Source organism: Terrihalobacillus insolitus (assembly GCF_028416575.1).
Classification (GTDB): domain Bacteria; phylum Bacillota; class Bacilli; order Bacillales; family Amphibacillaceae; genus Terrihalobacillus; species Terrihalobacillus insolitus.
This window is the reverse complement of the sequence record NZ_JAMQKB010000021.1, coordinates 31,231-42,828: the sequence shown is the minus strand read 5'-3', so window position 1 is coordinate 42,828 and position 11,598 is coordinate 31,231. Positions and strand designations below refer to the sequence as shown.

Sequence of the window (11,598 nt, the reverse complement as noted above, 5' to 3'; positions counted from 1 at the left end):
GCATCACTGGGTGCAGTGGAAGTATGTAACGAAATTGCTGAAAGGGACACGTGCACATGCATTCTACCAATCAGATCTTTTTGACTTAGACAAGTTTCGTACCACAAACGAGATCTTTGCTTTAGGTACTCTCACAGATTTAGAGCAAAAAAGTTTGTCCAAGCTGAAAAGTGGAAAAACCGTATCCTAGTTGAACGGGATACGGTCATACACAACACAAACCGTGTATGTCTATTTATTAGAATCCCCCACTTCAACAAAAGTGAACTTTCTTTTGTAAGTGGTGGGTAGTTCAATTTGTCCAAATATGCTATGCAGTATGTAATTTTCTATAGGTAGTAACAAAAGTCCTACTTTGACAAGTTGAAACCTGTGTGTAAAACTGAAGTAAGAATTAGGATAGAAAGGTAGCAGGTGCGATGAAAATTTTATTTATTGGGGATGTAGTTGGGTCATTAGGAAGAGACATGGTGCAAACATATCTACCAAAGTTAAAGAAAAAGCTCCAACCCCATGTGACGATCATCAATGGTGAAAATGCCGCTTCAGGAAAAGGAATTACAGAGAAAATTTATAAACAATTTTTGGAATGGGGAGCTCAAATTGTAACGATGGGCAACCATACGTGGGATAAAAAAGAAATATTTGAGTTTATTGATCATGCAGATAAAATGGTTAGACCGGCAAATTTCCCTGAGGATACACCTGGTAGAGGAATTGTTTATCTAAAGTCAAACAATACTGAAATTGCTGTGATCAATTTACAGGGAAGGACCTTTATGGCTCCATTAGATGATCCATTCAAAAAAGTCGATGATTTAATTAAGGAAGCAAAAAAACGTACAAATATTATTTTTATTGATTTTCATGCAGAAGCGACAAGTGAAAAATTAGCAATGGGTTGGTATGTAGATGGTCGGGCAAGTGTTGTGGTAGGAACACATACACACGTACAAACGGCGGACGATAGGATTTTACCGAAAGGGACTGGGTATATAACAGATGTTGGGATGACAGGCCCATATGATGAAATTCTGGGTGTTGAAAAAGAAGCAGTTCTCACTCGTTTTTTAACCCAATTACCCGTTCGATTTGAAGTTAAGAAAAATGGCAGATCCCAGCTAAGTGCCTTTTTGGTTGAAGTCGATGATAAATTAGGTACGACTAAAAAAGTCGATCGAATCTTGATTAATGATGATCATCCTTTCTTCAGTTAATGTTTGAATTTTTAGACAAATTAAGTCATAATAAAAGGGAATAACGTTCATCTCTAAGAATATAGTAAAAGTGGAACTACTTTAGTAAACTAAGGAGGTACTAGGAATGGACATATTAAAAGTTTCAGCCAAATCAAATCCGAATTCGGTAGCAGGAGCACTTGCGAATGTGTTAAGAGAACGTGGCTCAGCGGAAATTCAGGCGATTGGTGCTGGTGCATTAAACCAGGGCGTAAAAGCGGTAGCGATTGCACGAGGATTTGTAGCACCTAGTGGAGTGGATTTAATTTGTATTCCAGCTTTTACAGACATTATGATTGATAATGAAGAGCGTACAGCAATTAAATTAATTGTAGAACCGAGGTAACAACATTGCTCCACCTGTTTGCTATGGCAAGCAGGTTTTCTTTTGGGTAATCAAGTTATTTACTGACAATGAAACATGTACTATCTGACATAGGAGGATTTTAAATGATTATCGATGCACATTGCGATGCTTTACTTAAATTATGGGAAAAGAAAGGTTCCTTTCAATCTAGTGATCTCCTTCAAGTGACGAACGAAAAGTGGAAAATAAGTCCGGTCAAAATACAATGTTTTGCTATTTTTGTTCCAGATGATGTACCGGAAGATTCGCAATTTCAGACTGCACTTGAAATGGTTGACATTTTTTATAAACAGATTGTAGAACCGAATAGCGATATTAAGGTCATCTTGTCAAAAGAAGATCTGTTATCCTTAAAAGATAATGAAAGAGGTGCGATGTTAACATTAGAAGGCTGTCATTCCATTGGACACGACATCAACAAACTAAAAACATTGGTCCGCTTAGGGGTTAGGGCCGTTGGTTTAACTTGGAATCAAGCAAATGCTGTAAGTGATGGTGTGGGTGAAAAAAGAGGTGCAGGTCTTAGCTCATTTGGTGAAGAAGTGGTGGATCTGTTAAACGAGCAACAAATTTGGACAGACGTTTCCCACCTTTCTTATAAAGGTTTTTTTGATGTAATGGAACGGGCAAAGTATCCTATAGCATCTCATTCAAATGCTTTTGCTATTACACCCCATCGCAGAAATCTTGATGACAGGCAAATTAAGGCATTAATAGAACGGGATGGATGGATCGGAATTACATTTGTTCCAATGTTTTTAACTGAAGAAAACACTGCCACAGTAGAAGACGTTAAACGACACCTTCACTATTTCCTAGAACTCGGAGCTAAAGGCTGCCTAGGGTTTGGATCCGATTTTGATGGTACTAGCAGATTCGTAGAAAGGTTATATGATCATACAGATTACGGAACATTCATTCAAGAATTAAAGCAAGAGGTCTCTGAAGAAACTCTTCTCCAATTATGCTATCAAAATTTTATAGAAAAATTCCCACGAACGAAATGAACATTTACAGTTGAACATCCCAACAACAATCATTAAATGGAATAAGAACCCCTTTGGTTAAAGGCTTATCCTTATATAATATGTTACCAAGAATCAAATGGCTTTTGCTATTTTCGTAAAACTTTTGACTAGTTTGTATTAAATAAAAATTGCCTCAGTAATTACAGTATAAATGATTGAAATATGTTACAATAAAATACAATAGACTGGCTTCGCATGAGGGGTCTGGTAGCACTGTCGATCGTCGGTAGTCTTCGGTGGGAGACTTCCCGGGGAGGGAGGTGCTTGCCAATGGACATTGTTAGTGCGCTTACGCTTATGATATCCTTCGGGATGTTAGTAGCGTTTATCGTTTCTGATAATAGCCATAAAAAATAACCCCTCATAAGCGTTTTTGCGGGCGCTGAGGGGTTATTTTTCCTAAAAGCTGCCTAGCCCCTCTTGATGGGGTTCGGTCTATTGTGACTGTCCATGCACCAGCATGGGCGGTCTTTATTATTGTATGCACTTATAATCTTTCTATGTTCATTATACCACGGAATCAATATTTGTACACATTTTTTATTATTCTTCTTTGTTCTTTCAACATCATTTATATCCCCGGTATAAGACACAACTTTTTTATGAATCTTAACCATTTTCCCCGTTGGGATGGGAACACATTAATTTTCTTGGGGAGTTACACTGCGCTCCTCAAAACTAAGCCGCCTCGACCTGCTTGCGACGCACAGGACGTGGCGACATTAGTCTACCTTCTAATTCGGCAACTTTTTGAACACGCACTTTATAAAAAAATAAAAAAACCCCCACAGTAGTCATTTGTGTTTATGTAGTGGACAATAGGTATTGAAAAGATTTTTGTTCATGGTAAAATGTATGTATATACTAAGTTTAATCGTTTTATATAAAGACAGGGGTGTTCGTTGTGAATGGAATGATGAAAGCAATCGTTAAAGGTGAACGGAGGAAAGGAGCCGAGATAAAGCAGGTTCCAATACCATCAGTTGGTGACCACGATGTACTCATAAAGGTGCATGCAACGTCTATTTGCGGTACCGATGTACACATATATAATTGGGATGAGTGGTCACAAAGTAGAGTGAATCCGCCATACGTGTTCGGCCATGAATTTGCAGGAGAAGTCGTATCACTTGGAGAAAAAGTAACAAAGGTAGAAGTAGGGGACTATGTCAGTGCAGAGACCCATATTATATGTGGGAATTGCCCGCAATGTTTAGTCGGTAAATTTCATATCTGTGAAAATACAAAAATAATCGGGGTTGACCGCGATGGTTGCTTTGCCGAGTATGTTGCCTTACCAGAGGGAAATTTGTGGAAAAACCCGAAAACAATGCCAACAGATATTGCCTCTGTTCAAGAGCCAATGGGCAATGCAGTCCATACAGTATTAAATGGTGATGTTGTCGGTAAAAATGTAGCGATTATCGGTTGTGGTCCAATTGGATTAATGGCTGTCGCAGTTGCCAAGGCAGCGGGAGCTTCTCAAATTATAGCATTTGATATTAACCCATATCGTCTAAAGCTAGCTGAACAAATGGGAGCGACTCGTGTTGTGGATTCGACAGAAACGGATCCTGTTATGGAAGCAAAAAAATGTACAAATGGACACGGGGTTGATGTTGTATGTGAAATGAGCGGCCATCCAGTTGCAATTGATCAAGGATTAAAAATGATCACGAATGGCGGTAGAATGTCTATCTTAAGTCTTCCAACAAAGCCTGTTACAATAGACATAACAAATGATATTGTTTTTAAAGGGATTGAAGTGCAAGGAATAACTGGTCGAAAAATGTTTGAGACATGGCAGCAGGTTTCTGGGCTTCTACATTCGAAACAAGTTGACCTTACCCCATTAATCACACATCATTTTCCATTAGAAGATTTTGAAAAGGGCTTTGATTTGATGAACCAAGGAAAATGTGGAAAAGTTGTTTTACATCCTTAATGAAAACCATATAAACGGAGGCTGATAAAATGAAAGGCTTTGACTATTTACAGGAACAGCTCGACCAAATGAAAGATGAAGGTACGTTTCGAGAATTAATACCGTTAGAGTCTGCCCAAGGCTCACGGGTGCAAATTAAGGGAAAGGAAGTCATCCAGCTTTCATCCAATAATTATTTAGGGTTAACGTCACATCCGAAACTGAAATTAGCAGCAGAGCAGGCAATAAAGGAATTTGGTGTAGGGACTGGATCAGTAAGAACGATCGCTGGAACTTTAAAAATGCATGAGGAATTTGAACAGAAACTCGCGAAATTCAAGCATACAGAAGCGGCACTTGTATTTCAATCTGGCTTCACTACGAATCAAGGGGTATTGTCCTCGATACTCACGGATCAAGACGTTGTTATTTCAGATGAATTAAACCATGCTTCTATTATTGATGGGATTCGCTTAACAAAGGCTGCCCGAAAGGTTTACAAGCATGTGAACATGGAATCCCTCGAACAAGCATTAAAAGAAACGCAAAATTATCGGAAACGTATTGTCGTAACAGATGGCGTGTTTTCCATGGACGGAAATATCGCACCGCTTCCAGACATTGTAATGCTTTCAGAAAAATACGACGCACTTATCATGGTAGACGATGCACATGCTAGTGGTGTTCTTGGCAACAACGGAAGAGGTACGGTCAACCACTTTGGTTTGGATGGTAGAGTCCATATTCAGGTAGGTACATTAAGTAAAGCGGTTGGTGTTCTAGGTGGGTATGTCGCCAGTACACAAACACTGAAAGATTATCTCATTCATAAGGGGCGTCCATTTCTATTTAGTACATCCCACCCACCTGCAGTAACAGCGGCATGTGAGGCAGCCGTTGATGTGTTGTTAGAAGAACCTTCCCTAATTGAAACGCTTTGGGAAAATACGAAATTCTTTAAAGATGGACTAACAAAAATGGGCTTTGACACTGGGATCAGTGAAACACCAATTACACCGATTCTCATTGGCGACGATGCAAAAACTCTCCAATTCTCCGATCTATTGTTTGATTATGGTGTATTCGCCCAGGGGATTGTTTTTCCAACTGTTCCAAAAGGGAAAGCCAGAATTCGTACGATTGTAACAGCCGAGCATACGAAAGAAGAGTTAGCAGAAGCACTTAACGCAATGGAAAGAGCTGGTAAGGAGTTAAATATTATTTAATTTATTGCGAAAAGGTGAAACCGGTCATTTTGGTTTTACCTTTTCTTCTGTTAGGCAATCCTCTATAAGATGGTAGGAGTCAACCGAAAGAAGTTTTCCTTTATTTTTAATGTCTATCCTTGCTATAATGTAAAACTAGGGGCATGACTTAGGCTGTCTAAAAGTAAATGCTTTAAATTTTATATAGATAACCACGATCGTAAATAAATGAAAATGAAAGGAGTAACATGGATGAACGAACAACAACGTAAAGAGATGAGTCAAATAAAGGAAGTCTCTTCCTCGGACAAAAAATCCAGTGGGAACGGCAACCTTAATCGCTTGAAACAAATGGGATCCGATGACTTGATCAACAAATACTTTCAGACCACATACGAACCACCAAATTTAAAAAAAGCAAAAAAACGTAGAAGAGAAGAAGTGCAAATCCACTATGATTACTCTGTACCAGAAGATATGGAAAATGTCGGGAAGGGTAAAAAGTTTCTCATTCGTACGTACGGCTGTCAAATGAACGAGCATGATACAGAAGTGATGGCCGGGCTATTAACGGATATGGGGTACGAGTCTACCGATGATACAAAAGAAGCAGATATTATTTTGCTTAATACATGTGCAATCCGAGAAAATGCTGAAAACAAAGTATTTGGTGAAATAGGACACTTAAAACCATTAAAAACAGAAAACCCAGGTGTTATTCTGGGCGTTTGTGGATGTATGTCACAAGAAGAGTCGGTTGTGAATCGTATTTTGAAAAAGCATCCATTCATCGATATGATTTTTGGTACTCACAACATTCACCGGTTACCACAACTATTAAAAGAAGCGATGTTTGGGAAAGAAATGGTTGTGGAAGTTTGGTCAAAGGAAGGAGACATTATTGAAAACCTTCCTAAAGTACGAAAGGGTAGTACGAAGGCATGGGTCAATATTATGTACGGATGTGATAAATTCTGTACGTATTGTATCGTACCATATACACGTGGTAAAGAACGAAGCCGACTTCCACAGGACATCATTCAAGAAGTTCGGCATTTAGCTGCACAGGGGTATAAAGAAGTAACATTACTTGGACAAAATGTAAATGCATATGGAAAAGATTTGAAGGATATGCAATACGGACTTGGTGATCTAATGGACGAAATCCGTAAAATAGATATACCGAGAGTCCGTTTTACTACTTCTCACCCGAGAGATTTCGATGATAGGCTAATTGAAGTATTAGCAAAGGGCGGAAATTTGCTTGATCACATTCATTTGCCAGTCCAATCTGGAAGCTCAGAGGTACTCCGTGTGATGGCGCGTAGATATACAAGAGAAGAATATCTTAAGCTCGTTAAAAAAATAAGAACAGCAATGCCAAACGCAACTTTAACGACGGATATTATTGTTGGATTTCCAAATGAAACAGATGAGCAATTTGAGGAAACACTTTCTCTTATGGAAGAGGTTGGCTTTGAAAGTGCTTATACGTTCATTTACTCTCCGCGTGAAGGCACACCTGCGGCAAGATGGGAAGACAATATTCCAATGGAGAAGAAAAAAGAGCGTCTGCAACGTCTAAACAAATTGGTCAACAAACAGTCCGCTGAAGCAATGCAAGAATATAAAGGGCAGACCGTTAAAGTACTTGTTGAAGGCGAAAGCAAAAAAAATCCTGACATTTTAGCTGGATATACGGAACGAAATAAATTAGTCAACTTTGCTGGACCAAAATCAGTAATTGGAGAAATCGTTGAAGTAAAAATTATCGAAGCCAAAACCTGGTCACTTGACGGGGAAATGGTTGAGAAGGCTGTAGAGGTGAAATAATATGGCAGAATATACACGTAAACAAGTAATTGAAGAAGCAGAAAAGCTCGCAAAAATGATGGCAAGCACAGAGGAAATAGATCGTTTTAAGCAACTAGAAGCAAAATTAAACGAAAATAAAAAAGTACAGGATCTAATTAATCGAATTAAAGCTCTTCAAAAGCAAGCAGTCAATTTCCAGGCATATGAAAAAAATGAAGCATTGAAAAAAGTGGAAGCGGAAATTAACAGATTAGAAACAGAAATAGATGAGATTCCAATTGTGCAGGAGTTTAAAGATTCACAGATGGTAATTAACGATGTTCTCCAGCTTGTGTCAAGTACAATCTCAAGAGAAGTAACGAACGAAGTGATCCGATCCACTGACGGAGACCTTTTATCAGGCGAAACTGGATCAAAAGTAAAAAATAGTAACAATTGTGCTTTTTAACAACCTTTATAAAAAGGGGGTAGCCTATCCATAGGTTACTCCTTTTTCAATCTCCGCATTCATATGTACATTTTCTTAGGCAGCTGCATACGATGAACTAGAACCTTTAATGTCATATCAGAATGTCATATTCATCAGAAAAGGTATGCACTTTAGGTGATTACCATGCATAAAATGACTATGAAAAAAAGAGGAGGTTTTAGTTCTTATGTCATTTCTTGATCAAGAATATCGGGAAATTATTACGAAAGCTGTCATAGGAAAAGGGCGGAGGTTTGTTCAGGATACGAATACCGTAACCCCATCACATAGACCCTCAAGCATCTTGGGCTGCTGGGTAATTAACCATATCTATAACGCAAAGAAAAAAGGGAACGATGTGGTTGAAGTATCTGGAAGCTATGACATTAACATTTGGTATTCCTTTAACGACAATACGAAAACAGAAGTTGTAACAGAACGTGTTAACTACTGTGATCATGTAAAATTGTCTGTTAAGGATGAACAAACAATCAACGATGAAGTAGAAGTATACGCAAAGGTAATCCAGCAGCCAAATTGCCTAGAATGCAAAATTGCTAATCAAGGACACAAAATCGTTGTGGAAGTTGAAAGAGAATTTCTAGTAGAGGTCATTGGGGAAACGAAGGTCTGTGTGAAAGTAGATCCAGATGGCTATGTTGCCGATGATGACGATTGGGATTTTGAACTTTCTGATGATGAGTTCGATTCCATTGATCCAGACTTTCTCGCAAGTGACGAGGAAGAATAAGAAAAAAAACGAGAGCATAGTCTCTCGTTTTTTTCTTCTTTTTGATGAATTACGAATGGATGAGATTTCTATAGAAATGGTCAATAATCGTTGAATTAAGGATTTAATATAAGATATAAACTAAAAATGGTCCTCTATCTACTAAATGAATCTATCATCTATGCTATAATGATGATAGATATTTTTACGTGTTGGAGGAATATGGATGACGACCTATACACCAATGATACAGCAATATTTGAAGATAAAAGCACAACATAAGGATGCTTTTTTGTTTTTTCGTTTAGGCGATTTCTATGAAATGTTTTTTGATGATGCGATTGTTGCATCAAGAGAGTTAGAGATTACGCTTACAAGTAGGGATGGTGGAAGTGAAGAGCGCATTCCGATGTGTGGCATCCCTTATCATTCTGCTGAAAATTACATAAAAAATTTAATTGGAAAAGGATATAAAGTAGCAATTTGTGAGCAGGTGGAAGACCCTAAATCAGCGAAGGGCGTTGTGAAACGAGAGGTCGTTCAGTTGATTACTCCTGGCACCGTAATGGAAGGGAATATGCTGACAGATAAAGAAAATAATTATTTGGCCAGCCTTTCCGCCTTTGATGATGGCACGTTTGTCGTTGCCTATAATGATCTTTCTACTGGGGAAAACCATGTTACACAGCTTTCAGGGGGATTGGATGCTGTAATCAGTGAGTTGTTTAATCGTTCGGTCAAGGAGATGGTTGTTGATTCAAAACTACCTGAGCAGTATCAAAATGAGCTGCAGCAGCGCTTACAGATCACTTTTTCCACACACGACAATGTAACAATACAAAAAGAAGATGAACAGTTGACCCAAGATTTACATCAAGAGAAAATGATACAAGCGTTTGCTAGATTGATTAATTATATTCGTCTAACACAGAAGCGATCTTTACATCACTTAAAGCCTGCTCAAATCATAGATTTGAACGAATACATGACCTTGGATATGTTTTCAAAACGGAACTTAGAGCTGACAGAGACGATCATGAGAAAAGGAAAACATGGATCACTACTATGGGTACTGGATCAAACGGTTACAGCCATGGGAGCTCGAATGTTAAAAAAATGGTTGGAACGTCCTCTATTGAAAAAAGTGCAAATCGAGGATCGGTATGATTTGGTTGAAGGATTGTTGCAACAATTTTTCGAGCGCGAGTCACTTAGAGAAATGCTGAAGTCTGTTTATGACTTAGAGCGCCTTTCTGGACGAGTGTCCTATGGAAATGTAAATGGTCGAGATTTCATACAGTTAAAACATTCCTTAAGTAAAATACCAGACATAAAGAATTTACTTTCAACATTTGCTAGTGAAAAGGTACAAGCACTCAGTCCAACCATTGATCCATTAACAGATTTATATGACTTGTTAGAACAAAGCTTAATGAATGATCCACCTGTTTCGATTAAAGAAGGTGGGCTCATAAAGGATGGCTTTGATGGTAGGTTAGATGATTATCGAGATGCGTCAAAGAACGGGAAAAAGTGGATTGCCGAATTAGAACAGCGGGAAAAACAAGAAACAGGAATTAAATCATTAAAAATTGGTTATAACCGTGTGTTTGGCTACTATATTGAAATAACACGGGCAAATCTTCATCTTTTACCAGAAGGAAAATACGAAAGAAAACAGACATTAACAAACGCTGAACGATATGTGACTCCTGAACTAAAGGAGAAGGAAGCATTAATCCTAGAAGCAGAAGAAAAAAGTGTGGAGCTCGAATACGAACTTTTTATTCAACTACGAGAAAAAGTGAAAGCTTACATTCCAAAGCTCCAGTATCTTGCCGATCAAATTAGTCATTTAGATGTATTACAAGGCTTTGCAACAGTTAGTGAAGTGAACGACTATCATCGACCAGCTTTAAATGAAGGTAGAAAGATTCGAATTGAAAAAGGTCGACATCCTGTTATAGAAAAAGTAATGCAACAGGTAGAATTTGTCCCAAACGATGTGCATTTTGATGATAAAACGGATATGTTATTAATTACTGGCCCAAACATGTCTGGGAAAAGTACGTATATGAGACAGCTAGCCTTAACTGCAATCATGGCTCAAATTGGATGTTATGTTCCATGTGACAAGGCAGATATACCGGTATTTGACCAGATTTTCACGAGAATTGGGGCAGCCGATGACCTTGTTTCTGGACAAAGTACATTCATGGTTGAAATGCTTGAAGCAAAACATGCCATAACAAATGCAACCGAAAACAGCTTAATCCTCTTAGATGAAATAGGTAGGGGTACGAGCACTTATGACGGTATGGCATTAGCACAAGCCATTATGGAGTATATTCATGATAACGTTCGAGCAAAAACTTTATTTTCAACCCACTATCACGAACTTACGACGCTAGATAATACGTTGGACAGGCTTAGAAATGTCCATGTTCGGGCAGAGGAATACAATGGAAATGTTGTATTTTTACATCAAATTCATGATGGTGCAGCAGATGAAAGCTATGGCATTCACGTTGCAAAATTAGCGAAACTACCACAACAACTCATTGAACGTGCAACAGACATTTTAGCTGATTTTGAACAAAAAGATACACCGGCTAAAGGCAAGGTCACAGATGATCAACAACAGCTATCCTTTTTCGTTGGAGAGTCATCTGAAAAGAAACAGAAAAAGGATTTCAAAAAGCTTGACACGGAACTACTACGTGATTTGCAGAGCTTGAACATAATGGAAATGACACCACTTGAGGCAATGAATGTATTGTATCGCTTACAGAAAAAAGCGAAACAGGACTAAGGGAGGGTGT

10 protein-coding genes are annotated in these 11,598 nt (G+C 38.4%); all 10 read left to right on the top strand.

Features of this window, described 5'->3' with window-relative positions:
- Positions 1-190, top strand: a 190-nt coding sequence (locus NC797_RS15065) for a hypothetical protein (protein WP_272437640.1), incomplete at its 5' end; no start/stop codon positions are given.
- Between the two features lie 229 nt (positions 191-419).
- The gene (locus NC797_RS15060) at positions 420-1,217 is read left to right on the top strand and encodes a TIGR00282 family metallophosphoesterase (protein ID WP_272437639.1); all 798 of its coding nucleotides are present in this window, start codon (positions 420-422) and stop codon (positions 1,215-1,217) included.
- Positions 1,218-1,323: 106 nt separating this feature from the next.
- The gene (locus NC797_RS15055; protein ID WP_272437638.1) at positions 1,324-1,584 is read left to right on the top strand and encodes a stage V sporulation protein S; all 261 of its coding nucleotides are present in this window, start codon (positions 1,324-1,326) and stop codon (positions 1,582-1,584) included.
- Between the two features lie 104 nt (positions 1,585-1,688).
- Positions 1,689-2,612, top strand: a complete 924-nt coding sequence (locus NC797_RS15050; protein WP_272437637.1) for a dipeptidase — start codon at positions 1,689-1,691, stop codon at positions 2,610-2,612.
- Positions 2,613-3,537: 925 nt separating this feature from the next.
- The gene (gene tdh / locus NC797_RS15045) at positions 3,538-4,578 is read left to right on the top strand and encodes an L-threonine 3-dehydrogenase (protein ID WP_272437636.1); all 1,041 of its coding nucleotides are present in this window, start codon (positions 3,538-3,540) and stop codon (positions 4,576-4,578) included.
- A gap of 29 nt (positions 4,579-4,607) precedes the next feature.
- Positions 4,608-5,783: a glycine C-acetyltransferase gene (locus NC797_RS15040; RefSeq protein ID WP_272437635.1), complete on the top strand. Its 1,176-nt coding sequence runs from the start codon at positions 4,608-4,610 to the stop codon at positions 5,781-5,783.
- Positions 5,784-6,014: 231 nt separating this feature from the next.
- Positions 6,015-7,595 (top strand): tRNA (N6-isopentenyl adenosine(37)-C2)-methylthiotransferase MiaB, encoded by a 1,581-nt coding sequence (gene miaB / locus NC797_RS15035; protein WP_272437634.1) that lies wholly within the window; start codon positions 6,015-6,017, stop codon positions 7,593-7,595.
- A gap of 1 nt (position 7,596) precedes the next feature.
- Positions 7,597-8,025 (top strand): YlbF/YmcA family competence regulator, encoded by a 429-nt coding sequence (locus tag NC797_RS15030; protein ID WP_272437633.1) that lies wholly within the window; start codon positions 7,597-7,599, stop codon positions 8,023-8,025.
- 208 nt (positions 8,026-8,233) lie between these two features.
- On the top strand, positions 8,234-8,797 hold the full coding sequence (gene cotE, locus NC797_RS15025; RefSeq protein WP_272437632.1) for an outer spore coat protein CotE: 564 nt from the start codon (positions 8,234-8,236) through the stop codon (positions 8,795-8,797).
- Between the two features lie 205 nt (positions 8,798-9,002).
- Positions 9,003-11,588 carry a DNA mismatch repair protein MutS gene (mutS, locus tag NC797_RS15020; protein ID WP_272437631.1) on the top strand — a complete coding sequence of 862 codons (2,586 nt, stop codon included), beginning with the start codon at positions 9,003-9,005 and terminating at the stop codon, positions 11,586-11,588.
- The last annotated feature ends 10 nt before the right edge of the window (positions 11,589-11,598 follow it).

Coding starts and splice junctions, on each gene's coding strand:
- NC797_RS15050 (WP_272437637.1), top strand. CDS start 1,689: ATGATTATCGATGCACATTGCGATGCTTTACTTAAATTATGGGAAAAG.
- NC797_RS15060 (WP_272437639.1), top strand. CDS start 420: ATGAAAATTTTATTTATTGGGGATGTAGTTGGGTCATTAGGAAGAGAC.
- NC797_RS15040 (WP_272437635.1), top strand. CDS start 4,608: ATGAAAGGCTTTGACTATTTACAGGAACAGCTCGACCAAATGAAAGAT.
- miaB (WP_272437634.1), top strand. CDS start 6,015: ATGAACGAACAACAACGTAAAGAGATGAGTCAAATAAAGGAAGTCTCT.
- NC797_RS15030 (WP_272437633.1), top strand. CDS start 7,597: ATGGCAGAATATACACGTAAACAAGTAATTGAAGAAGCAGAAAAGCTC.
- NC797_RS15055 (WP_272437638.1), top strand. CDS start 1,324: ATGGACATATTAAAAGTTTCAGCCAAATCAAATCCGAATTCGGTAGCA.
- mutS (WP_272437631.1), top strand. CDS start 9,003: ATGACGACCTATACACCAATGATACAGCAATATTTGAAGATAAAAGCA.
- cotE (WP_272437632.1), top strand. CDS start 8,234: ATGTCATTTCTTGATCAAGAATATCGGGAAATTATTACGAAAGCTGTC.